21 protein-coding genes are annotated in these 25,521 nt (G+C 69.1%); 11 read left to right on the top strand and 10 right to left on the bottom strand.

The window, feature by feature from the left end; genetic code table 11:
* Positions 1-1,649, bottom strand: a 1,649-nt coding sequence (locus HV701_RS24890; RefSeq protein WP_254595246.1) for a methyl-accepting chemotaxis protein, incomplete at its 3' end; no start/stop codon positions are given.
* 163 nt (positions 1,650-1,812) lie between these two features.
* On the bottom strand, positions 1,813-3,231 hold the full coding sequence (gene phrB, locus HV701_RS24885) for a deoxyribodipyrimidine photo-lyase (protein WP_175135674.1): 1,419 nt from the start codon (positions 3,229-3,231) through the stop codon (positions 1,813-1,815).
* 326 nt (positions 3,232-3,557) lie between these two features.
* Here phrB and HV701_RS24880 point away from each other — a divergent pair, with 326 nt between their 5' ends.
* Positions 3,558-5,006 carry a CoA transferase gene (locus HV701_RS24880; protein WP_175135673.1) on the top strand — a complete coding sequence of 483 codons (1,449 nt, stop codon included), beginning with the start codon at positions 3,558-3,560 and terminating at the stop codon, positions 5,004-5,006.
* A 12-nt stretch (positions 5,007-5,018) separates the two neighbouring features.
* Here the strand turns inward: HV701_RS24880 and HV701_RS24875 are convergent, their stop codons facing one another.
* From HV701_RS24875 to HV701_RS24845, 7 genes are all read right to left on the bottom strand, one after another.
* Positions 5,019-6,068 (bottom strand): hypothetical protein, encoded by a 1,050-nt coding sequence (locus tag HV701_RS24875; RefSeq protein WP_175135672.1) that lies wholly within the window; start codon positions 6,066-6,068, stop codon positions 5,019-5,021.
* 314 nt (positions 6,069-6,382) lie between these two features.
* The gene (locus HV701_RS24870; protein WP_175135671.1) at positions 6,383-6,922 is read right to left on the bottom strand and encodes a peroxiredoxin; all 540 of its coding nucleotides are present in this window, start codon (positions 6,920-6,922) and stop codon (positions 6,383-6,385) included.
* 108 nt (positions 6,923-7,030) lie between these two features.
* Positions 7,031-8,104, bottom strand: coding sequence for an adenylate cyclase (locus tag HV701_RS26890; protein ID WP_254595245.1), 1,074 nt, complete (start codon positions 8,102-8,104; stop codon positions 7,031-7,033).
* A gap of 30 nt (positions 8,105-8,134) precedes the next feature.
* Positions 8,135-8,293 carry a hypothetical protein gene (locus tag HV701_RS24860; protein ID WP_175135670.1) on the bottom strand — a complete coding sequence of 53 codons (159 nt, stop codon included), beginning with the start codon at positions 8,291-8,293 and terminating at the stop codon, positions 8,135-8,137.
* A 248-nt stretch (positions 8,294-8,541) separates the two neighbouring features.
* Positions 8,542-8,949 carry a DoxX family protein gene (locus tag HV701_RS24855; protein WP_175135669.1) on the bottom strand — a complete coding sequence of 136 codons (408 nt, stop codon included), beginning with the start codon at positions 8,947-8,949 and terminating at the stop codon, positions 8,542-8,544.
* 172 nt (positions 8,950-9,121) lie between these two features.
* Positions 9,122-10,510 (bottom strand): ATP-dependent RNA helicase DbpA, encoded by a 1,389-nt coding sequence (gene dbpA / locus HV701_RS24850; protein WP_175135668.1) that lies wholly within the window; start codon positions 10,508-10,510, stop codon positions 9,122-9,124.
* A 129-nt stretch (positions 10,511-10,639) separates the two neighbouring features.
* Positions 10,640-11,398: an IclR family transcriptional regulator gene (locus HV701_RS24845; protein ID WP_175135667.1), complete on the bottom strand. Its 759-nt coding sequence runs from the start codon at positions 11,396-11,398 to the stop codon at positions 10,640-10,642.
* A 160-nt stretch (positions 11,399-11,558) separates the two neighbouring features.
* Between HV701_RS24845 and xsc the strand changes: the two genes are divergently transcribed.
* The 10 genes from xsc to HV701_RS24795 all read left to right on the top strand — a co-directional run bounded on the left by xsc (position 11,559) and on the right by HV701_RS24795 (position 24,209).
* Positions 11,559-13,370 (top strand): sulfoacetaldehyde acetyltransferase, encoded by a 1,812-nt coding sequence (gene xsc, locus HV701_RS24840; protein ID WP_175135666.1) that lies wholly within the window; start codon positions 11,559-11,561, stop codon positions 13,368-13,370.
* A 4-nt stretch (positions 13,371-13,374) separates the two neighbouring features.
* Positions 13,375-14,304, top strand: coding sequence for a bifunctional enoyl-CoA hydratase/phosphate acetyltransferase (locus HV701_RS24835; RefSeq protein WP_175135665.1), 930 nt, complete (start codon positions 13,375-13,377; stop codon positions 14,302-14,304).
* A 132-nt stretch (positions 14,305-14,436) separates the two neighbouring features.
* Positions 14,437-16,023, top strand: coding sequence for an ABC transporter substrate-binding protein (locus tag HV701_RS24830; protein ID WP_175135664.1), 1,587 nt, complete (start codon positions 14,437-14,439; stop codon positions 16,021-16,023).
* Positions 16,024-16,036: 13 nt separating this feature from the next.
* A complete protein-coding gene (locus HV701_RS24825; RefSeq protein WP_175135663.1) occupies positions 16,037-17,005 on the top strand; it encodes an ABC transporter permease in 969 nt (322 codons plus the stop codon).
* A complete protein-coding gene (locus HV701_RS24820) occupies positions 17,002-17,907 on the top strand; it encodes an ABC transporter permease (protein WP_175135662.1) in 906 nt (301 codons plus the stop codon). Before HV701_RS24825 ends, HV701_RS24820 begins: the two co-directional genes overlap by 4 nt.
* Entirely contained in the window at positions 17,904-19,535 is a 1,632-nt protein-coding gene (locus HV701_RS24815) for an ABC transporter ATP-binding protein (RefSeq protein ID WP_175135661.1), read from the top strand. Before HV701_RS24820 ends, HV701_RS24815 begins: the two co-directional genes overlap by 4 nt.
* Positions 19,528-21,210: an amidohydrolase gene (locus HV701_RS24810; RefSeq protein WP_175135660.1), complete on the top strand. Its 1,683-nt coding sequence runs from the start codon at positions 19,528-19,530 to the stop codon at positions 21,208-21,210. The genes HV701_RS24815 and HV701_RS24810 overlap by 8 nt, the downstream gene beginning before the upstream one ends.
* A 1-nt stretch (position 21,211) precedes the next feature.
* Positions 21,212-22,192: a CobW family GTP-binding protein gene (locus HV701_RS24805; protein ID WP_175135659.1), complete on the top strand. Its 981-nt coding sequence runs from the start codon at positions 21,212-21,214 to the stop codon at positions 22,190-22,192.
* Between the two features lie 148 nt (positions 22,193-22,340).
* A complete protein-coding gene (locus tag HV701_RS24800) occupies positions 22,341-22,733 on the top strand; it encodes a nuclear transport factor 2 family protein (protein WP_175135658.1) in 393 nt (130 codons plus the stop codon).
* A gap of 39 nt (positions 22,734-22,772) precedes the next feature.
* The gene (locus HV701_RS24795; protein ID WP_175135657.1) at positions 22,773-24,209 is read left to right on the top strand and encodes an NAD(P)/FAD-dependent oxidoreductase; all 1,437 of its coding nucleotides are present in this window, start codon (positions 22,773-22,775) and stop codon (positions 24,207-24,209) included.
* A 74-nt stretch (positions 24,210-24,283) separates the two neighbouring features.
* Here the strand turns inward: HV701_RS24795 and HV701_RS24790 are convergent.
* Positions 24,284-25,521, bottom strand: a 1,238-nt coding sequence (locus HV701_RS24790) for an autotransporter outer membrane beta-barrel domain-containing protein (RefSeq protein WP_217467989.1), incomplete at its 5' end; no start/stop codon positions are given.

Raw genomic sequence — 25,521 nt, 5'->3', positions numbered from 1 at the left:
GTGGGTAGCAAGGCCGCCGCCGCTGGCGCCGCGGCGCGCTTGGGCAGCACGGTCTGGGCGCCGGCGATGCGGAACACCTCGATGGCGTGGCGCAGCTGCGCGCCGCGCGTGCGCAGGTTGTCGACCGCGCGGCTGGCCTGCTCGACCCGCGCCGCGTTGCGCTGCGCGGCGCTGTCGGTTTCCGAGATGGTGCGGCTGACATTGTCGATGCCGGCGTGCTGTTCGTTGGATGTGGCGGCGATCTCGTTGACGATCTGGGTCACCTGTTGCACCGAGCCGACGATGTCGAGCATGGCCTCGCCAGCGCGCTCGACATGGCGCACGCCGTCCTCGACCCGATGGTTCGAGGCCTCGATCAATTCCTTGATCTCGCGCGCGGCGGTGGCGCTTTTCTGCGCCAGGCTGCGCACTTCTGTGGCCACCACCGCGAAACCCTTGCCGGCCTCGCCGGCGCGCGCCGCTTCCACCGCCGCGTTCAGCGCCAGGATATTGGTCTGGAAGGCAATGCCATCGATGATGCCGACGATCTCGCTGATGCGCGCGGTGCTTTGCACGATGCCCTGCATCGCCCGCACCGCGTCGTCGACCACTTCGCCGCCGCGCCGGGCCACGTCGGATGCCTGGCTGGCCATCTGGTCGGCGCCGTGGGCATTGGTAGCGGTCTGCTTCACCGTGGACGCGAGCTGTTCCATGCTGGCCGCGGCTTCCTCCAGCGAGGCCGCCTGGTGCTGGGTGTGGGCCGAGAGGTCGGCGTTGCCATCGGCGATCTCGGCGGCCGAGGTCAGCGCGCTTTCGATGCCGTTGTGAACGTCGCGGGTGATGCTGACCAGGCTCTTGCGCATTACTTCCAGCGAAAATTTCAACGCGCCGATCTCGTCGCGGATGCTGGCCGGCGGCAGGGGGGTGCTGAGATTGCCGGCGGCGATCTGGCGGGTGAAGTCGGTGGCGGTGACCAGCAGGCCGGTGATCGAGCGCGCAAAGCCCCAGCCGGAGGCGAAGATCAGGATCACGCCCGTGGCCAGCATGGCGCCGGCCAGGGCGATCTCTTCGGTGCTCATGCGGTCGAGCATGCCGTACAGCGCTACGCCGGCCGCGCCCAGGAACAGGCTGGAGGCCAGCATGGCCCAGGCCAGCATGCGCGAACGCACCCCGGTCAGGCGCCACAGTTTCAGGCAGGCCAGTACGCCGCGCAGGCCGGTGGGCTTGACCTGGCCGCGGCTGAGCTTGAAGCCGCGCGCGCTGCCGTCGCGCAAGCGGCGGTAGGCGGCGTCGGCGGCCTCGATCTGGGCGCGGCTCGGTTTGACCCGCACCGAGGCATAACAGACGGTCTCGCCGCGTTCGATGATGGGCGTGACGTTGGCCAGCACCCAGTAATAGCCCCCATCCTTGCGGCGGTTCTTGACCACGCCGGTCCAGGATTCGCCGCGCTGGATGGTGTGCCAGAGATCCTCGAAGGCGGCCTCGGGCATGTCGGGGTGGCGCACGATGTTGTGGGCCGCGCCCACCAGTTCCTCGCGCGTGAAGCCGCTGACCTCGACGAACGCGGGATTGGCGTAGATGATGCGGCCGCGGGCGTCGGTGCGCGAGATCAGGTACTGCTCGTCGTGTAGCGTGTATTCCTTGTCGTAGACCGGCTGGTTGTTGCGCATGCGTCATTCGTCCTGTGATGGGCGGGGGGCGTGTTGCTGCCGGATCATCGGGGACGGACGATATTGCCGGGTTGATATATATCAAAATGTTCTGAAATTATACGAAACATATACGATTGCCCCGGCGGTCAATCGTGATGTGATGGACGATTTTGGTTGGCGTTCAGGCCTTGGGCAGATTGCCGAAGGCCTCCAGCGCGCGCAGCCGGCTCTGCGGCAGGTCGACGATGGGCGCGGGGTAGCCGGCCGCCGCCCGTTCCATCGGACTGGGATCGTGGATGGCGTTGTCGTCCAGATGCGCCAGCTCGGGCAGCCATTCGCGCAGGAACGCGCCGCGCGGATCGAACTTGCGCGATTGCGACAGCGGGTTGAAGACGCGGAAGTAGGGCACCGAGTCGGCGCCGGTGGAGGCGCTCCATTGCCAGCCGCCGTTGTTGGCCGCCAGGTCGCCGTCGACCAGGTGCGCCATGAACCAGGCCTCGCCCAGGCGCCAGTCGATCAGCAGGTTCTTGGACAGGAACATGGCGGTGACCATGCGCAGCCGGTTGTGCATCCAGCCCAGCGCCAGCAGTTGCCGCATGGCGGCATCGACGATGGGAATGCCGGTGCGGCCTTGCCGCCACGCGCGCAGGTCGTCGGGCGCATCGCGCCACGGCACCGCGGCGGTCTCGGGCTTCATGGGCTGATGCATCGACAGGGCCGGGCAGGCGGCCAGCAGGTGCTGGTAAAACTCGCGCCACAGCAGTTCGTTGATCCAGGTGGCCACGCCCGCCTTGCCGCTTTCCAGTTCGCCGTGGTTGGCCGCCAGCGCCGCGCGCAGCGCCTGGCCGGGCGACAGCACGCCGGCCGCCAGATAGGGCGACAGGCAACTGGTGGCGGGCAGGCTGGGGAAGTCGCGCTCGTCGCGGTAGGCGTCGATGACGCCGTCGGTGAAGGCATCGAGCCGGTCGCGGGCGGCGGCTTCACCGGCCGGCCACAGGGCGCGGATGGCATCGCTGGCGGGCGCATGGCCCTCGAAAGCCTCGGGCAGGGGGTCCGCGCTCCAGGCCGGCGGCGTCTGCGCGCGGGGCGCCGGGATCGCGCGCAGTGGCGCGCTGCGCAGGCGTTCGCGGCAGGCGCGCGCGTAAGGGGTGTAGACACGGTAGCAATCGCCCTTGCCGGTTACCACCGTGCCGGGACGCAGCAGCGAGGCGCCATGGTGCAGCGTCCAGTCGATGCCGGCCGCGGCCAGGCGGCACGCCACTGCGTCGTCGCGGCGCCGCTCGTTGACAGCCCATTCGGTATTGGCGTGGACTGCCGTAATGCCGTGTTCGGCGCAGAAGCGCAGCAGCGCGTCGGGCACCTGCGCCCAGGTGTCCACGGTCAGCAGTTTCAGCGGAATGCCGAGCCGGGCCAGATCGCGCGACAGCGTGTGCAGGTTGCGCAGCCAGAAATCCACCTTGGCCGAGGCCTCGCCATGCTGGCGCCACTGGCCGGGCGCCGCGATGAACAGGGCGGTGACATGGCCTTGCGCGGCCGCGGCCGCCAGGGCGGGGTTGTCGTGCAGGCGCAGGTCGGTGCGCAGCCAGGTCAGGGTATGCATGCGGGAGTCCGGAGGGCAAGGGGGCGCGGCAAGGCTGGCATTCTAGCGCGCGGGCCCGCACGGCCAGGATGCCGCCGCATCGCGCCCGCGGGCGCGCCCCGGTCGGCAGGCGCGCCGCCACTGCGCACACCTTGTAAAAACTACGAGTAGATGTGACCGGCCCGGACGCGGCCGATCGGGGCACGGACCGGGCGTCCCGCAGCCAAAGCCGGCGCGTGGACCGCCCCGGACGGTCAAACCATGAAACACGCTGGCGCTTTCCCCGTATTGACGGGGTTGTCCGGGCCGCCATGTAATTCATTCAACAGACAAAAAAGACGAAAACCATGGGACATCTGATGGATCTGCGCCCGTCCTTCCTCAAGGGACGCCCCTCCGCCGCCAAGACGCCGCGCGACGTTTTGCAACAGTTGTGGCGCTCGCTCGAACTGCCGGACGAGGCGCTTGAGCACGTGGTGTTGACCGGCGCGGATCCGGTGCTGCCTTCATCGTTCGCGGTGGGCACGGCGGCGCAGGCCAGCATGGCGGCCGCGGCGCTGGCGGCGGCGGAGATCTGGCATCTGCGCGGTGGCGAGCGCCAACAGGTCGGCGTCGACATGCTGCATGCCGCGCAGGAATGCCGCAGCCATTTCACCATCAACGGCGTGGCGCCCGATCCGCGCGATCCGATCACCGGCGCCTATCGTTGCGGGGATGGCGGCTGGGTACGCATCCACGCCAATTTTCCGCATCATCGTGACGGCGCCCTGGCGTTGCTGGGCTGTCCCACCGGCGACGGCGCCACTCGCGCGGCGGTTGAGCAGGCGCTGGCGCGCTGGCGGGCGGCGGATTTCGAGCAGGTGGCGGCCGATGCCGGCATGGTGGTGGCCGCCATGCGCAGTTTCGATGAATGGGACCGCCACCCGCAAGGTCAGGCGGTCGCGGCGCAACCGCTGCTGACGATCGAGCGCATCGGCGAGGCCGATCCGCGGCCCTTGCCCAAGTACGGGCACGATGCGCGTCCGCTCAAGGACATCCGCGTGCTCGACCTGACCCGCATCATCGCCGGCCCGGTCTGCGGCCGGGCGCTGGCCGCCTACGGCGCCGACGTGATGCTGGTGAATTCGCCGCATCTGCCGAACATCGCCAACCTGATCGACACCAGCCGCGGCAAGCTGTCGGTGCAGGCCGACCTGGACACCGCCGATGGCCGTATCGCGCTGGCCAATCTGCTGCGCAGCGCGCATGTGTTCGTGCAGGGCTACCGGCCCGGCGGCATGGCCGCGCTGGGCTTCGGGCCGCAGGACGCGGCGCGCCTGCGGCCCGGCATCGTGTATGTGTCGCTGTCGGCCTATGGCGCCACCGGCCCCTGGGCCAACCGCCGGGGCTTCGATTCGCTGGTGCAGACCGCCGCCGGCTTCAACCACGCCGAAGCCGAGGCCGCCGGCCAGGATGCGCCCAAACCGTTGCCGATGCAGATCCTGGATCACGCTTCGGGTTACCTGATGGCGTTTGGCGCGCAGGTGGCGCTGGCGCGCCAGGCCACCGAGGGCGGCAGCTGGCATGTGCGGGTGTCGCTGGCGCGGACCGCGCATTGGCTGCGGTCGCTGGGCCGCGTCGATGGCGGCCTGACCTGTCCGATGCCTGGCTTCGCCGGGCTGCTGGAAACCGAACCGTCGGGTTTCGGCGAGCTGGTGGCGCTGCGCCACGCGGCGCAGTTCTCGCTGACGCCAGCGCGCTGGACGCGGCCGTCGAGCCCGCCTGGCACGCATCCGACGGTGTGGCCGTTCAACTAACGGGTCAGGCCGCTATTTGCCCTTGCGCAACGACAGCGGCACGCCCCAGATCGGATCCTCCATGCCCTGGTGGCCCAGCGGCGTGATCTGCATCGGCTCCAGGCGCGCCAGCAAGGCGCGGTGCTGGTCGCTGAGATTGGCGCGCTGCGCGAACAGTTTCTGCGAAAACGCCATCGGCGCCGGACGGGTGTAGACCGTCAGATTCTCGAGCGGACATTCGATCATCTTGGGATCGACCGCGCGGCAGGCCGATTGCTTGTACTGATAGCTGGGCGTCTTCAGGTGCATGCGCCGGCTCAGGACGAATTGACCGCCCTTGAGCGTGAAGCTGGCCAGTGCCTGCCGCGGCGGGATGCGCGCCTGCACCTTGATCGCCGGGATGTCGCGCGACGTGGTGTCCTCGTAATAACCGGCCAGCACGCCTGGCGTGGTTTCGGTGTACTGCTGTTCGCCCCAGCTGACGCAGGCGCCGGACGCCATGTGCACGGCGGTGCAGACTTTGCGCGTCCTGATTTGCGTGCTGGTGCTGCCGGGGTGCCAGTTGGTCTCCTTGTAGAACTCGCGGTAGAGCTCCGGCGACAGATAGGCGGTGCCGTTGGCGCCGCGGCCGGAGCCGGCTGGGCCGGGCTGGGCGCCGACCTGGTCCAGCAGGGCGTTCAGGCGATAGTCGTCGCCGCCGGTCAGCAGGTATTTGCCGGGCGGCAGGATGTGCACCTCGAAGGCCTTGAACAGATAGGTGGCGTCCTTGTCGCGTTGCAGCGAATTGTTCTGGAACTTGCGGCCGAAGGTGATGCGGGGTTCGGCCGCGTTCAGCCAGATCACGTTGCCGGTCCACTGGGTCATGGTCATGGCGTCCTTCAGCGTGGCGTGTGGCATCAGGTCGGCCACCAGCACCACCGTCATGTTGTCCTGCAACGCCGCGTCGATCATGTCCAGCAACTGAGCGTAGCGCGGGTCGTCCATGGTGCCGTAATCGGCCGTGGAGGACGGGGCCACGCAACCCGACAGGGCCAGCGTGAGCGTAAGGGCGGACAGGGCGACACGCGGGCGCGACAGCATCATGGATCGGTCCTTGAATGAGGGCTGAATGGAATGTCGAGCGCGCATGCTACTGGTTCCTGCACGCATCGCAACGCCGGCGGCGCGGCTTGAAACATGGCGCGGCGGCCCCGGGGGGCGCCTGGCGAGGGTCGGCATGCCCGCCGCGATGCCGCGACGGGCCGTAACGCCAGCATTGGCGGGGTGGGCGCCGCGCGCGGGCCGGCCCGGCGGAGGCGCGCAGGCCGGCCCGGTGCGGAAAACTCTTGTTGCCATTGTTTCGCGGCGCGGGCCTGCCGCGCCCGCGCCGCGTTCAACCGGTCATGGGACCAACGCCGCTACTTCTGGCTGGCCTTCCAGGCGCGCAGCGCGCGCATGGTGTTGCTGACGTGGGCCTCGGGATTCATGTTGGTGTATTCGTACAGGATCTTGCCGTCAGGGGTGATCACGTAGGACACGCGCTGCGCGAGGTCGGGGCGCGCGTCCAGCACCGCGTCGTAGGCCTTCATGATCTTGCCGTCGCCATCGGCGGCCACGGCGAACTTGCTGCGGCATTCGCTGACCGAGAATTTGTTCAGGGTGTCGATGTCGTCGGCCGAGACCCCGATGACGGTGGCCCCCAGCGATTTGTATTCGTCGGTGGCCTCGGCGAAATCATGGGCCTCGATGGTGCAGCCGGCCGTAAACGCGGCGGGATAGAAATACAGGACCACCGGCCCCTTTTTGAGCGCCTCGGCCAGCTTGAAAGTGAACACGTTGCCGCCGAGCGAGGCCTGGGCGCTGAAGTCGGGCGCGGGCGCGCCGACATTGAGGGCGGCCTGGGCGGCGGGGCCGGCCAGCAGGCCGCAGGCGAGGAACAGGGGGGCAAGGCGCTTCATGGAGTCTCCGTGAATCAGGGGGCCGACGCCCGCGGGGACATCGACGCGGGCCAGGCCTTACCACTGTAGCCGCGACGTCCGCCGGAATCCAGCCCGGCGGACGCGGCATCAGTCGCGGCCGCGTTCATGCGGGGCGCCGCGATCGCCGCCGCGTTGCGGTTCCTGGCGGCCGGGCGAGCGGCCGCCGCCATGTTGCGGGTTGCCCTGGGGCCTGGCCTCGGGCCGGTTGGCGGGCGCGGCGTGTGGCTCGCGCGACTCGCGCGGCGCGTGGGGCGCCAGATTGTCCGGGGCCGGGCCGGGGCGTGGACCTGATTGCGGCCGCGATGGGGGCGGGGCCTGGTGGGGGCGCGCCTGCGGTTGCATCTGCGGCTGGGCCGTTGGCGCGTTGTGCGGCGGCCGCGCCTGCGGCTGGCCGCGCCCCGGCGCATGTTCGATGAACGCCTGCGGCGGCCGGCCCTGATTGTGGTCGAAGAACTGGGCGCGGTTGCCGCCGGCCGTGCGCACGAAGCCACGCTGCATGTCGGTCGGCGGATGGTGCGGCTCGTTGCGCGCGGCAAGTTCGCGCGGGTCGGCGCGGCGCTGGATGCCGGCCGGGCCGCCGTTATAGCTGACGCGGCGGTTGTCGATGTTGTTGTTGACCACCACCGTATGGTTGTAGACGTTGGTCACGCGCGTGACATTCACATTGGTCACGGCGCGGTTGTAGTAGAAGCGATCGTGATTCCAGTAACCGCCGACGTAGCCGATGCCGATATAGCCGAAGCCATAGTTGATGCCGCCGTAGAAACCGATGTGCGGTCCCCAGTAGCCGGCGTGCCAGCGGTAGATGCCGTCGACGAAGCCCCAGTAGCCCGGGGTCCACAACGCGCCCGCATACGGCGCCAGCACCCAGGCGCCCGGCACCCAGAAAAAGCCGTAGCGGTTCAGGCTCCAATAGCCCGGCACCCACATGTAGCCGTCGCCGGGGGCGGGCGGCTGGGCGTAGACGGGCAAGGGTGGCGGCGGTTGCGGGCTGCGGTCGATCGGCGCCAGGTTGGCGTTGGCGGGATCGCCGTTGTCATAGGCGGGCGCGGCCGGGGCGGGCGGTGGCGCGTAGGTCTGCGCCACCGCGCCGGCGCAGAGCGTCATCAGGGCGGCGGCGGCCAGCGGCCGCAGGCGGGCGAGCGGGGCGTACGCATTCATGGCGTTTCCTTTGCGCGGCGGGGGCGCGGATCAATAGCCGTGGTAGTAGCCACCGTGGTAGTAGTAGTGCGGCGCGGGGTAATAGTAATAAGCGGGCGCCGGGCGGTAATACGCCGGCCGTGCCGGCACCACCACACAGCCGGTGAGGGCGCTGGCCATGGCCAGCATCAGCGCAATCGTCTTCTTCATGGTCAATCTCCTGCCGGGCACCGGGCGTGCGTCACGCCATGTCTGGGCTCGTAGGGATTAGGCCACGATTCGGGCGCCGGGTTCGGGGCCTGTAATGGTTCCGAAACAGCTTTCAGGTGACGGATGTTTGCGCGGGCGTGACCGTTGATGTCGTTCGTAGCAATTGTTCCGGCCGCCGCCCTGGCGCCGTCCATGAAAAAGACCGCCTTGCGGCGGTCTTGCAGGGGGGCGGGGACGGGCCCGGGCAATCAGTTCCAGCGACCGCCGTTGCCGGCCAGGCTGAAGCGGCCGGCGCCCATGAAGGCGATGGCCAGGGCCGTGAACAGGAACATGCCCTGCAGTTCCAGCGCCCAGCCGCCGTTGTTGGTCAGGCTGCCGAGCTGGCCGGTGTGCGCCAGCAGGATCGCGACCACCATGTTGATGGCGATGATCAGGCCGCCCAGGCGGGTGTAGACGCCGATGATCAGCAGCACCGGCGCGATGATCTCGCCGATGTAGACGCCGTAGGCCAGAAAGCCGGGCAGGCCGTGCGAGGACAGCATGCCGGCGATGCCGCCAACGCCGCCGCCGCTGATCTTGAACAGGCCATGGAGCAGAATCAGAATGCCGAGGGTCAGGCGCAGGATCAGCTTGCCGGTGTCGTCGGATTTGATCATGGTGGATTTCTCTTATGGTGGTTTAGGGGATGCGATGCGCCGGTTGGAACGCATGCCGAGCCGTTGGTTCCCGCTCGCGCGCCGGGGCGCGCGAGGTGGGCCATTATTACAAATCCCGAATATGACCAGCAAGCGTTTTGCCCCCTGGAGCGAGGGCGGCGCGGACGGATGCTTACAGTTCCTCGAGGTAGCGCATGCGGAAGCGCCGGCCTTTGATACTGCTGTTGGACAGGCGCGCGAAGGCCTGCTTGGCGATCTTGCGGTCCAGCGCCACGTAGGCGTTGAACTCGGTGATGTTGATCTTGCCGACCTGCTCGAAGGCCAGGCCGCCGTCGCCGGTCAGCGCGCCCAGCAGGTCGCCGGGCCGCAGCTTGTCCTTTTTGCCGCCCTGGATGCACAGGGTCACCATGGGTGCGCGCAGCGGCCGGTCGGCCTTGGGGCGCAGCGACTTGATGTCGCCCCAGGTCAGCGGCGCGCCCTGGTATTGCTCGATCAGGTTGGCCCAGCGCATTTCGTCGGGCGAGCACAGGCTCAGCGCCAGCCCCTTCTGCTCGCCGCGGCCGCTGCGCCCGATGCGGTGCACATGGACCTCGGTGTCCTTGGTGACGTCGACGTTGATGACCGCGCCCAGGTTCTGGATGTCCAGCCCGCGCGCGGCCACGTCGGTGGCCACCAGCACGGCGCAGCTCTGGTTGGCGAACTGGATCAGGATCTCGTCGCGCTCGCGCTGCTCCAGGTCGCCGTTCAGCGCCAGGGCGCTGATGCCCTCGGCCTGCAGCCGCTCGACCAGGTCGTGGCTGCGGACCTTGGTGTTGCAGAATGCCAGCGTCGAGACCGGACGGAAATGCGCCAGCAGCCTGGCCACCGCGTCCAGGCGTTCGCCCGGGTCGATCTCGTAGAAGATCTGCTCGATGCGGCTGGCGTCATGCTGGGCCTCGACCTTGACTTCGGCCGGGTTGCGCAGGAAGCGCGCGCTCAGCTTGCGGATGTTGTCGGGGTAGGTGGCCGAAAACAGCAGGGTCTGGCGTTTGGCGGGGCAATGCGAGGCGATCGCGACGATATCGTCATAAAAGCCCATGTCGACCATGCGGTCGGCCTCGTCCAGCACCAGCGTGGTCAGGCCCGACAGGTCCAGGCTGCCGCGCGCCAGGTGGTCCTGGATGCGGCCCGGCGTGCCGACCACGATGTGGGTGCCGCGCGCCAGCGATTCGGCCTGCGGGCGCGCCGCGGCGCCGCCGCACAGCGTCAGGATCTTGACGTTGGCGATCTGGCGCGCCAGCCGGCGCAGTTCCTGCGCCACCTGGTCGGCCAGTTCGCGGGTCGGACAGAGCAGCAGGGCCTGTGGCACCAGGCGCGTGGGGTCGAGCTTGTGCAGCACGCCCAGGCCGAAGGCGGCGGTCTTGCCGCTGCCGGTCTTGGCCTGCGCGATCAGGTCGCGGCCTTCCAGGATCAGCGGCAGGCTCTGCGCCTGGATCGGCGTCATCTGTTCGAACCCCAGGCTTTGCAGGTTGTCGAGCAGGGCGGGCAAAAGGGGCAGGGTGGTAAAGGGGGTCTGGGTCACGGTCAGGCTCTCGCAGGAACTGCGATAAATACGGATTCGGCCGACAGTGTAAGGCCTGGACCCCGGATCGGCCGGCGTGGCGGCCAGGGCCGCCAGCCGGCGCGTCCGGGCGCCAGGCGCGAGCGGGGGTCAGGGCAACGGCTCGTAGGTGCCGGCCAGCGCCCGCGCCGCTTCCTGCATGCGCGGCAGCCAGGCGCGCGCGCCGTCGATCGACAGCCGCGCCACCGGCGCATGCAGCGCCACCGCCGCGATGGCGCGGCGCCCGCGCATGATCGGCACCGCCATGCAGACGATGCCCAGCAGGAATTCCTCGCGGTCGAAGCTGGCGCCTTCCTTGCGGATCGCCAGCAGTTCGCGTTCGAGCGCGGCGGTCTCGCACAGGGTGTTGGGCGTGTAGCGCGGCAGCGGCGCCGCCGCCAGCAGGCGCGCGCGGGCCTCGCGCCGCATATGCGCCAGGAACAGCTTGCCGCTGGCGCTGCAGTGTAGCGGCACGCGCGAGCCGGGCTGCAGGTTGACGCGCAGCGGCCAGGCGGTCTCGACCCGGTCCAGGTAGATGACCTCGTCGCCATCCAGCATGGTGCAGTTGCAGGTTTCGCCGATTTCGTCGACCAGGCTGTCAAGGATGCGGTGGCGCTCGGCCCGCAGCGGCGAATTGAGCAGGGTATCGCGCGCCAGCGCCGACAGGCGCGGGCCGGTGATGTAGCACTTGCCGGCCGGTTCGCGCAGCAGCATGCCGGCGTCCACCAGCCGCGACAGGATGCGCAGCACCGAGGGCTTGGGCAGTCCGGTGGCGTCGGTCAGCGCCGCCAGCGACACGGGCGCCTCGGAACCAGCGACCTGTTCGAGCAGGGTCAGCGCGCGCAGCGCCGCGGAGGATTCGTCTTTCATCTTTCAATATTTGAAGATTTGGCGAAAGGCCGCCAGGTTGGTGCGGATTCTGCAGAAAATGGAACGCCATGGGGTGGGAAACGCCAGGCTTCTGCTGCAGTATCGGTTCACCCCGGCCAATATGCAATCCAAGCCGCGCCGGTCCGCCAGGAGAGAGACCATGAGCAGCAAGCAACACATGACCCCCAGCGAGGCGTTCGTCGAGACGCTGGTGGCGCAAGGCGTCAAGGACGTCTTCGGCATCGTCGGTTCGGCCTTCATGGACGCGCTGGACCTGTTCCCCGCCGCCGGCATCCGCTTCGTGCCGACAGTGCACGAGCAGGGCGCCGCCCACATGGCTGACGGCTATTCGCGCGTCACCGGCCGCCACGGCGTCTGCATCGCGCAGAATGGCCCCGGCATCACCAACTTCGTCACCGGCGTGGCCGCCGCCTATTGGGCCCACAGCCCGGTGGTGGCGATCACGCCCGAGACCGGCACGTCCGGCATGGGCCTGGGCGGCTTCCAGGAAACCGAGCAGTTGCCGATCTTCTCGTGCATCACCAAGTACCAGGCGCACGTCAACCGCCCCGACCGCATGGCCGAATTCACCGCGAAGGCCTTCGACAACGCGCTGGCCGAACGCGGCCCGACGCAGTTGAACATCCCGCGCGATTATTTCTATGGCGAGATCGACGTGGCCATTCCAGAGCCGCGCCGCATCCGCCGCGGCCCGGGCTCGGAAGAAGACCTGGAAGCGGCCGCCCGCCTGCTGGCCGAGGCGAAATTTCCGGTGATCGTCGCGGGTGGCGGCGTGCTGTTCTCGGCCGGCCAGGCTGAATGCGTGGCGCTGGCCGAACTGCTGGGCGCGCCGGTGGTTACCAGCTACCTGCACAACGATGCCTTCCCGGCCAGCCATCCGCTGTGGTGCGGGCCGCTCGGCTACCAGGGCTCCAAGGCCGGCATGAAGCTGCTGTCGCAGGCCGACGTGGTGCTGGCGCTGGGCACGCGCCTGGGCCCGTTCGGCACCTTGCCGCAGCACGGGCTGGACTACTGGCCGCAAGGCGCGCGCATCATCCAGGTGGACGCCGACCACCGCATGCTGGGGCTGGTGCGGCCGGTGTCGGTGGGCATCTGCGGCGATGCCAGGCCGGCGGCGGCGGCATTGACCGCGAAACTGCGCGATCGCCAGGTGGCCTGCGTCGCCACCAAGGCGGCACGCGGCGCAGAGATCGCCGCGCAGAAAAGCGCCTGGGAAAAAGAGCTGGACGGCTGGTCGCACGAGCGCGACGACTGGAGCCTGGACATAATCGAACACGGCGGCGGCCGCATGCATCCGCGCCGCATGCTGCGCGAGCTGGAGCGCGCCATGCCCAGGCACGTGATGGTGTCCACCGACATCGGCAATATCTGCTCGGTGTCCAACAGCTACCTGCGCTTCGACGAGCCCGATTCGATGCTGGCCGCCATGAGCTTCGGCAATTGCGGCTACGCCTTGCCCGCGCTGATCGGCGCCAAGCTGGGCCGGCCCGACCGGCCGGCGGTGGCCTATGTCGGCGACGGCGCCTGGTGCATGAGCTTTCAGGAACTGCTGACCTGCGTGCGCGAGCGCATCCCGGTCACGGCGGTGGTGTTCCACAACGGCCAGTGGGGCGCGGAAAAGAAGAACCAGGTGGACTTCTACGGCCGCCGCTTCGTCGGCAGCAACCTGCTCAATCCCAACTTCGCGGAGCTGGCGCGGGCCATGGGCGCCGAGGGCATCCGCGTCGAACATGCCGACCAGGTGGGCGCGGCGTTGCAGGCGGCCTGCAAGGCGCAGTCCGAGGGCAAGACCACGGTGCTGGAGATGATGGTGAGCCAGGAACTGGGCGACCCGTTCCGGCGCGATGCGCTCAAGCAGCCGCTGCGCCTGCTGGACAAGTACAAGCGCTACGTCAATCAGCCGTTCCAGCCCGGCGAGGTGCCGCTGCCGATCGATCCGGTGCGCGGCTGACGCCATGGCCAGCGACCGCTTGTTCGAGCCGCTGCGGGCCGCGGCGCTGTCGGCCGGGCGGGTGCGCACGGCGGTGGCCTATCCGCTGTGCGCCGCCAGCCTGGGCGCCGCCATGCAGGCGCGCGAAGCCGGCTATATCGAGCCGCTGCTGGTCGGGCCGGCGGCCCGGCTGGCAGGCGTGATGGCCGAAATGGGCCTGCGGCCGGATGCGCTGGAGATCGTCGACACCCCCGACGACGAGGCGCTGGCCGCGCGCGCCGCCGCGGCGCTGGCGCGCGACGGCGCGGTCGGCATGCTGATGAAGGGCAGCCTGCATACCGACCATTTCATGTCGGCGGTGGTGGCGCGCGAGTCCGGGCTGCGCACGGCCCGGCGTATCAGCCACGCCTTCGTGATGGCGGCTGCGGCCTATCCCAAGCTGTTCATCCTGACCGACGCCGCCGTCAACATCGCCCCGACCCTGCCGGAGAAGGCCGACATCGCGCAGAACGCCATCGACCTGGCGCGCGCGCTGGGCGTGGCGCGGCCCAAGGTGGCGGTGCTGTGCGCCACGGAGTCGGTCAACCCGGCCATGCCGGCCACGCTGGACGCGGCCGCGCTGTCGAAGATGGCCGACCGCCAGCAGATCCGCGGCGGCCTGATCGACGGTCCATTGGCCTTCGACAACGCCATCTCGCGCCAGGCCGCCGAGCAGAAGGGCATCGTTTCGCCGGTGGCGGGCGATGCCGACATCCTGCTGGTGCCGGACATCGAGGCCGGCAACATGCTCTACAAGGAACTGACCTGGCTGGCCGGCGCCGCCACCGCCGGACTGGTGCTGGGCACGCGCGTGCCGGTGCTGCTGACCAGCCGCTCGGATGCGGTGCAGGCGCGCGTGGACAGCTGCGCGGTGGCGGCGCTGTATGCGCGGGCGTTGGCGGCCGGCGCGGGCTGAACCGCGCCGGCCGCCAGCCTGGCCCCATCAAGTCCGGCGGTTTGGTACTAAGCGGGGGCCACCGGCTTGACTAGGCTAGCGCTACAGCCATCGTTTGAATGGCTCGTGCCAACAATGCCAAGGGGTGGATGAATGCGCAGCGCAAAACGCGGCTTTGCCGCAATACTGACAGCCTGGGCCGTGGTGGCCGGCACGCCGGTGGCCCAGGCCGCCGACACGCCCAAGCCGGGCGGCACGCTGGTGATCGGCTCGACGCAGGTGCCGCGACACCTGAATGGCGCGGTGCAATCGGGCATCGCCACGGGGCTGCCCAGCGCCCAGTTGTTCGCCAGCCCGCTGCGCTACGACGCCGATTGGAAACCGCAGCCCTATCTGGCGCAGTCCTGGGAGCTGGCGCCGGACGCGAAATCCCTGACCCTGCACCTGCGCCATGACGCGCTGTTCCACGACGGCAAGCCGGTGACCTCGGCGGACGTGGCGTTTTCGGTGATGGCGGTCAAGCAGAACCATCCGTTCCAGAGCATGCTGGCGCCGGTCGAACGCGTCGACACGCCCGATCCCTACACCGCCGTGCTGCGCATGAGCAAGCCGCATCCGGCCATCCTGCTGGCGCTGTCGCCGGCGCTGATGCCGGTGCTGCCCAAGCACATCTATGGCGATGGCCAGGACCTGAAGAACCATCCGCGCAATTCCGCCAACGTGGTCGGCTCGGGCCCGTTCACGCTCAAGGACTTCAAGCCAGGCCAGGAGATCGTGCTGGAGCGCTTCGACAAGTTCTTCGAGAAAGGCAAGCCCTATCTGGACCGGGTGGTGGTGAAGATCAACCCCGATGCCACCAACCTGCTGATCGGCCTGGAGCGCGGCGACATCGGCGTGCTGCCGTACATGACCGAGCCGACCATTCTGCGGCGCGCCAAGGACAATCCGCAGATCGTCATGACCGATCGCGGCTATGAAGGCATCGGCGCGCTCAGCTGGCTGGCGTTCAATACCGCGCGCAAGCCGCTGGACGACGTTCGCGTGCGCCAGGCGATCGCCTATGCCATCGACAAGCGGTTCATCACCAAGGCGCTGAACGCCGGCTTCGCCAAGCCGGCGGACGGGCCGATCGTGGCCGCCAGCCCTTATGCGACCCAGGATCTGAAAAAGTACCCGTTGGACCTGAAGAAGGCCGGACAACTGCTGGATGAGGCCGGCTTCAAGCTGGACGGCAAGGGCGAGCGCATGACGCTGACCGTCGACTATATGCCGGGCAGCGACGTGCAGGGCAAGAACGTCGCGGAATACCTGCGCAGCCAGCTCAAGAAGGTGGGCATCGCGGTGCAGGTGCGCGCGTCGCCGGACTTTCCGACCTGGGCCAAGCGCATCGCCAGCCATGATTTCGACATGACCACCGATATCGTCTTCAACTGGGGCGACCCGGTGATCGGCGTGCACCGCACCTACCTGTCGAGCAACATCCGCGACATCATCTGGACCAACACCCAGTCGTACCGGAACCCCAAGGTCGACCAGTTGCTGGATCAGGCCGGCACCGAGATCGATGAGGCCAAGCGCCGCGCGCTGTATGCGCAGTTCCAGCAGATCGTGACCGAGGACCTGCCGATCGATTTCCTGACCCTCATTCCGTACCACACGCTGTCGTCCAAGAAGGTGCATGGCCTGCCCGATGGCATCTGGGGCCTGCTGTCGCCGCTGGACGACACCTATCTGCAGTAGCGGGGGGGCAGCCATGTTGCGCTATTTCGCGCGTCGCACCGGCTATGCGGTGGTATTGCTGCTGGCGGTGGTGACGCTGAACTTCCTGCTGATCCACATCTCGCCCGGCGATCCGGTCGAAACCATCGCCGGCTCCATGGGCGGCATCAGCGAGGAACTGCGGGCCCAACTGCGCGCCCAGTACGGGCTGGACCGGCCATTCCTGGTGCAGTTGGGGCTGTACTTGGGGCAGGTGGCGCGCGGCGACCTGGGCCATTCCTACTTCTTCAACTTGCCGGTGGCCCAACTGATCTGGGAGCGGGTGCCGGCCACGCTGCTGCTGGTGGTGACGGCGGTGCTCAGCGCCTTCCTGGCGGGCACGGCGCTGGGCACGCTGGCGGCGCGCAAACCCAACGGGCCGCTGTCGCAAGGCATCACGCTGCTGTCGATCGTCGGCTATTCGGCGCCGGTGTTCTGGACCGGCATCATCCTGATCATCCTGTTCGCCTCGCTGTTGCCGTGGTTCCCGGTGTCGGACATGCGTTCGGCGGGCGGTCCGGAGCACGGATGGGCCGGGGTGCTGGATGTGCTGCACCATCTGGTGCTGCCGGCCTTCACGCTGGCGTTCGTGTACCTGGCGCAGTACAGCCGGCTGGCGCGCGCCAGCGTCATGGACGCGCTGGCCGCCGACTACATCCGCACCGCCCGCGCCAAGGGCCTGCCGGAACGCGTCGTGCTGTACAGGCACGCGCTGCGCAACGGCGTGCTGCCGGTGGTCACCATGCTGGGCCTGCAGTTCGGCAATGTGCTGGCTGGCGCCATCCTGGTGGAGACGGTCTTCAACTGGCCGGGCCTGGGCCGGCTGGCGTTCGATTCCGTACTGCGGCGCGACTATCCGACCCTGCTTGGCATTCTGTTGTTCGCGTCGCTGCTGGTGGTGGTGATGAACCAGCTGACCGACCTGGCCTACCGGCTGATCGATCCCAGGATAAAGACCTCATGAGCCATGTCCCTCCTGCTTTGTCCGGCGCCGCCGCGCCAGCGACCGCCCGCCCGGCGCGGCCGTCGTTCGAGGCGCTGCGCGCATTCGCCCGCAATCCGGGCGCGCTCATCGGCTTGCTGCTGCTGGCCGCCATCCTCGCGGTGGTGCTGTTCGGCCCGCTGGTGCTGCAAGCCGATCCGTTCGAGATCGCCAGCGCGCCGATGGAGCCGCCCGGCGGCGAGCTGCTGCTGGGCTCGGACTACCTGGGCCGCGACGTGCTGACCGGCATGATCTATGGCGGCCGCGCCACCTTGCTGGTCGGCGTGGTGGCGGCGGTGCTGTCGATGGCCATCGGTATCACGGTGGGGGCGCTGGCTGGCTACTACGGCGGCTGGGTCGACGAAACGCTGATGCGCATCACCGAGTTCTTCCAGGTGCTGCCAGCGCTGTTGTTCGCCATGGTGCTGGTGACGCTGTTTTCCCCCTCGCTGGGCACCATTGCCGTGGCCATCGGCGTGGTCAGCTGGACCGCCACGGCGCGTCTGGCGCGGGGGGAATTCCTGAGCCTGAAGCGGCGCGAATACGTGCTGGCCGAAAGAGTGATCGGATCGAGCAATGCGCGCATCATCTGGCGCGTGATCCTGCCCAATGCGCTGGCGCCGCTGATCGTCTCGGCGACGCTGGCGATCGGCACCGCCATCCTGTTCGAGGCCGGTCTGTCGTTCCTGGGCCTGGGCGATCCCAACGTGATGAGCTGGGGCCTGATGATCGGCAGCAACCGGCCGTACATCCTGACCGCCTGGTGGGCGGTGACGCTGCCGGGCGCGGCCATTTTCCTGACGGTGCTGGCGGTGAGCCTGATCGGCGATGGCCTGAACGACGCCCTCAACCCCAAGCTGGCCAGCAAACGGAGGGCCGCATGAGCGCGCTGCTTGAAGTCCACGATCTCGGCGTGTCCACCGCGCACGGCGGCGTGACGGTGGTGCGGGGCGTGTCCTATACCGTCAACCGCAACGAGATCCTGTGCGTGGTGGGGGAATCGGGGTCGGGCAAGTCGGTCACCGCGCACGCCATCATGGGCCTGCTGCCGCCGGACCAACTGCGCGTGACCCAGGGCCGGATCCTGTATGGCGGGCGCGACTTGGTCGGCCTGTCGGCGGCGGATTGGCTGGGCCTGCGCGGCAGCAAGTTCGGCATGGTGTTCCAGGAACCCATGACGGCGCTCAATCCCGTCATGCGCGTGGGTCGGCAGGTGGACGAAGTGCTGGCATGCCACACCAGCCTGAACGCCGCCGCGCGCAAGCAGCGGGTCCTGGACCTGTTCGGCCAGGTGCTGCTGCCCGATCCGCGCGCCATGTACGACGCCTTTCCGTTCCAGCTGTCCGGCGGCCAGCGCCAGCGCGTGGTGATCGCGATGGCGCTGGCGCTGGAGCCGGACGTGTTGATCGCCGACGAACCCACCACCGCGCTGGATGTCACCACCCAGGCGCAGATTCTGGCGCTCATCCAGGACATCCAGCGGCGCATGGGGATCGGCGTCATTTTCATCACCCACGACTTCGGCGTGGTGGCCGACATCGCCCACCGCATCGTGGTGATGCGTCAGGGCGCGGTGGTGGAGGCCGGCACGGCCGACGAGATCCTGAACCGGCCGCGGCACCCGTATACCCGCCAGCTGATCGCGGCGGTGCCGCACAAGCCCGAGGGCAAGGATGAGGGCGCCGCCACGCCGCCGCTGATGACGGTCGCCCATTTGTGCAAGACCTACGTCACCGGCGGCCGCCGGGTCGAGGCCTTGCGCGATATCTCGCTGGAGATCCGGCAGGGCGAAACCCTGGGACTGGTCGGCGAATCGGGCTCGGGCAAGTCTACCCTGGGCAGCGCCCTGATCGGGCTGGTGGCGCCCGACAGCGGCAGTGTGCGACTGGATGGCCGCGAACTGGTGGGCATGACGCCGCGGGATTTCCGCCCGTACCGGCGCCAGATCCAGATGGTGTTCCAGGACCCGTACGCCTCGCTCAACCCGCGCCAGCGCGTGGTCGACTCGGTGGCGCAGGGGCCGATCGGCTTTGGCCAGAACCGCCAGGCCGCGCTGCGCGAGGCGCGCGAACTGCTGGCCCTGGTGGGGCTGGGCGGCGACGCGGGCGAGCGCTATCCACACCAGTTCTCGGGCGGGCAACGCCAGCGCGTCGGCATTGCCCGCGCGCTGGCGCTCAAGCCGCGGCTGCTGGTGGCCGACGAGGCGGTCTCGGCGCTGGACGTGTCGATCCAGGCCCAGGTGCTGGATCTGCTCAAGACCGTCAGCGGCCAGTTCGACCTGTCGGTGCTGTTCATCACGCATGACCTGCGCGTGGCGGCACAGATCTGCGACCGCATCGCCGTGATGCGGCACGGCCAACTGGTGGAGCTGGATCGCGCCGCCACGATTTTCTATCACCCGCAACACGAATACACGCGCCGCCTGATCGATTCGGTGCCGGGCAAGGCCTGGAACAAGCCGGACCTGCGGGCGCTGCCGGACCCCTCGAACTGGAGCACGCAGCATGCATGACACGCCGCATCCGGGATCGGCGCCAACCGCCGCCACCCGCACCACCATCTTTGCCGCCCGCGCCATCCTGACGATGAATCCGGCGCAACCGCGCGCCACGCACGTGGCGGTGCGTGATGGCCGCATCCTGGGCGTGGGCAGCCGCGAAGATCTGGCCGGCTGGGGGCCGGCCGAGCTGGACGAGCGCTACGCCGATCACGTGCTCATGCCGGGGCTGGTGGAGGGACACTGCCACTTGCCGGAGGGCGGCATGTGGCAGTTCGCCTATGTCGGCTACTACGACCGCCGCGGGCCGGACGGCCGCATCTGGCCGGGGCTGAAGAGTTTTGAGGCGGTAGCGGCGCGCCTGCGTGAATTCGCCGCCGGCCTGGCGCCGGCGCAGACATTGATCGGCTGGGGCTTCGATCCCATCTTCTTCGGCGGCCAGCGCATGAGCGTGCGCGACCTGGACGCGGTGTCGGCCGACCGGCCGGTGGTGGTGATGCATGCCAGCATGCATCTGATGAATGTGAACACGCCGATGCTGGCCCGCGCCGGCATCGACCGCGATACCGATATCGAAGGCATCAGCCGCTGCGCCGACGGCCAGCCCAGCGGCGAGCTGTGCGAATTCGCCGCCATGTTCCCGGTGATGCGGCTGATCGGCAATCCGTTCCGCACCGTGGGTCTGTCGGAAAACGGCCTGCGCATGTTCGGCAAGGTGGCGCAGTGGGCCGGCGTCACCACCGCCACCGACCTGGTCAACGAGTTGGGCGATGAAGGCCTGGCGACGCTGGCGCGGGTCACGGCCGAGCCGGACTATCCGGTGCGCATCGTGCCGGCGGCGTCGGCGCTGGCCTATGCCGGCGACCCGGCCGCCTGCCTGGCCAAGCTGCGCGAGGCGGGCCGGCTCAACCATGGCAAGCTGCGCCTGGGCATGGTCAAGCTGGTGGTGGACGGTTCCATCCAGGGCTTCACCGCCCGGCTGCGCTGGCCGGGCTACTACAACGGCGCGCCCAACGGCATCTGGGTCATCGCGCCGGGCGAGCTGGACGCCCTGGTGCAGGCCTATCATGACGCCGGCGCGCAACTGCACATCCACACCAACGGCGACGAGGCCACCGAACTGGCGATCGATGCCATCGACCGCGCCTTGCGCCGCAGCCCGCGGCGCGATCACCGCCACACGCTGCAGCACTGCCAGATGGCCGACGCCGCCCAGTTCCGCCGCATGGCCAGTCTGGGTATCTGCGTGAACCTGTTCGCCAACCACATCTTCTATTGGGGCGATGCGCATTACGCGTCGACCATGGGGCCGGACCGCGCCAACCGCATGGACGCCTGCGCCTCGGCCGCGCGGGCCGGGGTGCCGTTCGCGATCCATTCGGACGCGCCGATCACGCCGCTGGGGCCGCTGTTCACCGCCTGGTGCGCCGTCAACCGCCAGACCGCTGCGGGCCGGGTGCTGGGCGCGTCCGAGCGCATCAGCGTCGAGGCGGCGCTGCGCGCCATCACGCTGGGCGCGGCCTACACACTGCACATGGATCACCTGGTCGGCTCGATCGAGGTGGGCAAGCATGCCGATTTCTGCGTGCTGCGCGACGATCCGCTGGCGGTGCCGCCGCAGGGGCTCAAAGACATCGACGTGCTTGGCACCGTCATCGGCGGCCGGCCGCTGACGCCCCGGGCGGCCTGACATGGCGCGCATTCCGCTGACGGTGGTGGGAGGCTTCCTGGGCGCCGGCAAGACCACCTTGCTGAACCACGTGCTGGCGGCCGGCGGGCGCCGGGCCGCGTTGCTGGTCAACGATTTCGGCCCGGTCGATATCGACGCGGGCTTGTTGGCGCGGCGTGCCGACAACGTGATCCGCCTGGCCAATGGTTGCGTCTGCTGCGCGATGGCGGGCGGACTGGACGACGCGTTGGCGCGGGTGCTGGCCCTGGAGCCGGCGCCCGAGTGGATCGTGATCGAGGCCAGCGGCGTGTCCGATCCCGGGCGCATTGCGCAGGTGGGGTTGTCGGATCCGCTGCTGCAGCTGGAAGCGGTGGTGGTGCTGGTGGACGCGGGCGCGATCCGCGGCACGCTCGACGATCCGCTGCTGGCCGACACCGCGCGGCGCCAATTGCGCGCGGCCGACCTGCTGGTGCTGAACAAGACCGACCTGCTGCCGGCGGCGCAACTGCCGGCGTTGCGGGACTGGCTACGCACCCAGTCGGGCGGGGCGCCGATCGTGTCCACGCGCGAGGGGCGGTTGGACATCGGCGCATTGCTCGGCCTGGCGGATGGCGGCCATGCGGCTGGCGCGGCGCCTGGCGGCCACCCGGCGCAGCCGCACTCGCACTCGCACACCGGTCCCGGGCACGCGCGCGCCGGGGACGGCGACGATCCGCGCCATCCGTTCCAGAGCTGGCTCTGGCCGGCGCCCGTCACGCTGCATGCCGACCGCCTGGCCGATGCATTGCGGCGATTGCCGCGCCATTGGCTGCGCGCCAAAGGCTGGCTGCGCACCGAGCGCCATGGCTGGGTCTTGGTGCAATGGGCCGGGCGCCGGGTGCGTTTCGACACGCAGGCGGCGCGCCCCGACGACGCGTGCTCGCCCTCGCTGGTGTTCATCGGCATGCGCGCCATGGCGCACGGGGACGAGCTGACCGCGCGGCTGGGGCCGGCCGCTGCGTGAGGCCGCGCGAGCGGCACCAGGGCGCCGTCCCGGTCCTTCTGGTGCAAGCGATTTGCCGCGTCTGGTTCTAGACCCTGCCACACCCCGCCGCGTACCTTGGGACTGGAGCCTGGCGCATGTCGCGCCTGGCGATCGAGGAGGGTAGGCAATGCAAAAGACCGTCACCGTGGACATGCTGGCCGAGTTCGCGGCCGCGTGGAATCGCCACGACATCGATGCCCTGATGTCCTTCATGAGCGACGACTGCATCTTCGAAACGGTGGGCGGTCCCGAGCGCTGGGGAACCCGGCATAGCGGCCGCGCCGCGGTCCGGGCGGCCTTCGAGGCGGCCTGGAAGAACTTTCCGGATGCGCAGTGGAACAACGGCCGCCATTGGGTGGCGGGCGAGCGCGGCGTGTCCGAATGCACCTTCACCGGCACGGCGGCGGACGGCTCGCGGATCGAGGCGGACATGGTCGACGTCTTCACGTTCCACGACGGCAAGATCCGCGTCAAGAATGCCTTGCGCAAGCAACGTCCGGCCATGCCGGCCCGGGCCTGAGCCGCCGCCATCACCGGATATCGCCCCATGGATGCCGCTATGTCTTCCGATCCGTCGAATACCGCCGATGCCGCCATCGACCCCGCCGGCAGGCCGGCCGTGGCGGCGAGCCCCGCCGCCAGCGCCTATGACCCGCGCTACGATCCGCTGGTGTCGTTGCCAGGGCGCGGGCAGGAGTATGCGCCGACCTACTGGGTCGACACCGCCGGCGCGCCGCCGGCCGACGACGGGCCGATCCAGGGAGATATCGAGGCCGACGTGGTGATCGTCGGCTCCGGCTTCACCGGCTTGTCGGCGGCGCTTGCGCTGGCGCGCGACTATGGCGTGCGGGCCGTGGTGCTGGAAGCCAACCGCGCCGTGTGGGGCTGCACCAGCCGCAATGGCGGCCAGGGCCAGAACGCGTCGGGGCGGCTGTACCGTTCGCAATGGATCGAGCGCTGGGGGCTGGATACCGCGCGCCGCCTGGATGCCGAGATCCACGAGGGCTTCGATTACTGGAAGAGCCTGGTGGCGGGCATCGATTGCGACGCGCAGCCCGGCGGCCATCTGTACACCGCGCACCGCGAGAAGAAGATGGCCTTTCTGCGCAACGAGGCGCGGGTGATGCGCGAGCAGTTCGGCTACGACACGCGCATGCTGACCCGGGACGAGTTGCGCGAGCGCTATGTCGATGACCATGAGGCGATGGGCGCGCTGCACGAGCCGGACGGTATCGGCGTGCATCCCCTGAAACTGGCATACGGCTATATGCGCCAGGCCCGCGCGCTGGGCGCGCGCATCCATCCGGGCAGCCCGGTGCTGGGCTGGAGCGAGGAGGGTGGCGGCTATCGGTTACGCACGCCCGGCGGCACCGTGCGGGCCAAACGGGTGGCCTTCGCCACCGGCGGCTACACGGCGCAGGGCGTGAACCGCCTGCTCGACAATCGCATTATGCCGATCCTGTCCAACTCCATGGTGACCCGGGTACTGACGCCGGACGAACGCGCCCGCGCCGGCCTCAAGAGCACGGTGTTCATCACCGATACCCGCACGCTGCGTTTCTACTACCGCCTGCTGCCGGACGGCCGCATGCAGATCGGCAGCCGCAGCGCGCTGCGCGGCGCCGACGCCCAGCAGCCGCGCCATCTGGCGCTGCTGCGCGAAGGCCTGGCGCGCAAGTTTCCGGCCTTGCGCGGCATCGAGGTGGACTATTCCTGGTGGGGCTGGGTCGATGTCAGCCACGACATGATGCCGCGCATCACCCGGCCGGACCCGGCGCGGCAGGTGTATTACGCCTTCGGCTATGGCGGCAACGGCGTGGCGTTCTCGGCCCATGCGGGCCGCCGTCTGGCGCAGCGCATGATGGGCCAGGACGGCCTGGCGTGGGATCTGCCGATCTACGATTCGCCGTTGCCGGGCCACCTGTTCGCGCCATTCCGCCGGCTGGGGCAGGCGCTGCTGTACCGCTGGTATTACCTGCGCGACGAAATGCTGTAGCGGCGATGCCGTGGCGTCGTCGCGCAACGCGCCCGCGTCATCGGCGCCGATGACGCGGGCGCGGCCGGCTGCGCTCAGAATTGATAGCGCACCCCAATCTGGCCGTTGTAGTCGTGTTTCAGCTTGCCGGCGAAACTGCTTTCGACCTGGCTGTAGAGACGCCAGTTGGCGGACAGTCTGGCGTTCAGCGACAGGTTGACCAGATAGCGGCTATCGTCCGCCATCGGATTGCGCAGCACGTCGTCCGCACTGCTGTTGTTCACGATATCGATGCTGCCGCCGCGCCGCAGATTCTGCAGCCGGAACAAGCCGGCGGACAGGGCCAGCGCATGCTGCTCATCGGACTGCAGGTTCAGGCCGACGGCGGCGCCGATCTTGGCATAGACCGGCCTGCTGGCATTGACGCGGATATCGACACCGCCCTTGTCGCCATGCAGGGTATAGCCGCTGGTGGTTCCCGCGACGACTTCGACTGATGGCTCGATGAAGGCCCCGCCGTCGAACAAGTCCTGCCGCCATCCCGCCTGCACGCTGGCCAGCAGCGATGTCGACCGCGCGTCCTGCGCGGCCATGTTCAAGCGGCTTGGCAGTTGGTAAGTCTGGTTGGTCTTCAGGTACTTGGCGATCACGTCAACGAACGGGCCGTCCTCGTGGATCAGGGCGTAGTAGAGGCCGATACCGCCTGTGGTGTGCCGCTCCGACAACGGTCCTTCGCCCTGGCCGGAACCCTGTGTATAGCTGCCCATGATGCCGTACAGCTGCCTGCCCAGCTTGCGGTCGACGCCGAACTGCAGCGTCGTGTGCTTCAGGCGGAACTGCTGGTAGTCGGCGCGCCCGTGGCTGGTCTTGATCCAGAGCCCGGCGTTTTCATTGAGCTGGCGCACGTCGCCCAGACGCTTGTCGAGCTGGTTGGTTTCGAGCACGAAGGAGACGCGCGGCAGGCTGGCCAGCGCGCCGGTGCGGATGATCTGCTGGCGCAGCTCGGTGATTTGCCTGATGGTGCCATCGTCCGCCGCGACGCCGGCCTGTGTCAGGTGCTTGGCAATGTCGCCGCGCGACTGCAAGGTGTCCAGTTCGGACAGCTTCAAGGAGAACGGCGTGAACAGCGAAAGGCCGCCCGTGCCCGGCGGGCTGCTGCCAGCGCCGGGCGCGGCGGTGTCGGCGGAAGGCAGGGGCGGATCCACGGGAGCGGGGGCGCTGCCGGTGTCCGGCGCGCCGGCCGCACCGGTGTCGGCGGGCGGCAGGGGCGGGTCCACCGGCGCAGGGGCGGTGCCGGTGGCCGGCGTGCCGGCCGTACCGGTGTCGGCAGGCG

Source organism: Achromobacter pulmonis, from assembly GCF_902859765.1.
GTDB classification, from domain to species: Bacteria; Pseudomonadota; Gammaproteobacteria; order Burkholderiales; family Burkholderiaceae_B; genus Achromobacter; species Achromobacter pulmonis.
This window is presented reverse-complemented; position numbering and strand designations above follow the sequence as displayed.

Bases quoted from the DNA above. Each gene is read 5' to 3' on its own strand.
- phrB (WP_175135674.1), bottom strand. From the start codon at position 3,231: ATGCATACCCTGACCTGGCTGCGCACCGACCTGCGCCTGCACGACAAC.
- HV701_RS24880 (WP_175135673.1), top strand. From the start codon at position 3,558: ATGGGACATCTGATGGATCTGCGCCCGTCCTTCCTCAAGGGACGCCCC.
- HV701_RS24875 (WP_175135672.1), bottom strand. From the start codon at position 6,068: ATGATGCTGTCGCGCCCGCGTGTCGCCCTGTCCGCCCTTACGCTCACG.
- HV701_RS24870 (WP_175135671.1), bottom strand. From the start codon at position 6,922: ATGAAGCGCCTTGCCCCCCTGTTCCTCGCCTGCGGCCTGCTGGCCGGC.
- HV701_RS26890 (WP_254595245.1), bottom strand. From the start codon at position 8,104: ATGAATGCGTACGCCCCGCTCGCCCGCCTGCGGCCGCTGGCCGCCGCC.
- HV701_RS24860 (WP_175135670.1), bottom strand. From the start codon at position 8,293: ATGAAGAAGACGATTGCGCTGATGCTGGCCATGGCCAGCGCCCTCACC.
- HV701_RS24855 (WP_175135669.1), bottom strand. From the start codon at position 8,949: ATGATCAAATCCGACGACACCGGCAAGCTGATCCTGCGCCTGACCCTC.
- HV701_RS24845 (WP_175135667.1), bottom strand. From the start codon at position 11,398: ATGAAAGACGAATCCTCCGCGGCGCTGCGCGCGCTGACCCTGCTCGAA.
- xsc (WP_175135666.1), top strand. From the start codon at position 11,559: ATGAGCAGCAAGCAACACATGACCCCCAGCGAGGCGTTCGTCGAGACG.
- HV701_RS24835 (WP_175135665.1), top strand. From the start codon at position 13,375: ATGGCCAGCGACCGCTTGTTCGAGCCGCTGCGGGCCGCGGCGCTGTCG.
- HV701_RS24830 (WP_175135664.1), top strand. From the start codon at position 14,437: ATGCGCAGCGCAAAACGCGGCTTTGCCGCAATACTGACAGCCTGGGCC.
- HV701_RS24825 (WP_175135663.1), top strand. From the start codon at position 16,037: ATGTTGCGCTATTTCGCGCGTCGCACCGGCTATGCGGTGGTATTGCTG.
- HV701_RS24820 (WP_175135662.1), top strand. From the start codon at position 17,002: ATGAGCCATGTCCCTCCTGCTTTGTCCGGCGCCGCCGCGCCAGCGACC.
- HV701_RS24815 (WP_175135661.1), top strand. From the start codon at position 17,904: ATGAGCGCGCTGCTTGAAGTCCACGATCTCGGCGTGTCCACCGCGCAC.
- HV701_RS24810 (WP_175135660.1), top strand. From the start codon at position 19,528: ATGCATGACACGCCGCATCCGGGATCGGCGCCAACCGCCGCCACCCGC.
- HV701_RS24805 (WP_175135659.1), top strand. From the start codon at position 21,212: ATGGCGCGCATTCCGCTGACGGTGGTGGGAGGCTTCCTGGGCGCCGGC.
- HV701_RS24800 (WP_175135658.1), top strand. From the start codon at position 22,341: ATGCAAAAGACCGTCACCGTGGACATGCTGGCCGAGTTCGCGGCCGCG.
- HV701_RS24795 (WP_175135657.1), top strand. From the start codon at position 22,773: ATGTCTTCCGATCCGTCGAATACCGCCGATGCCGCCATCGACCCCGCC.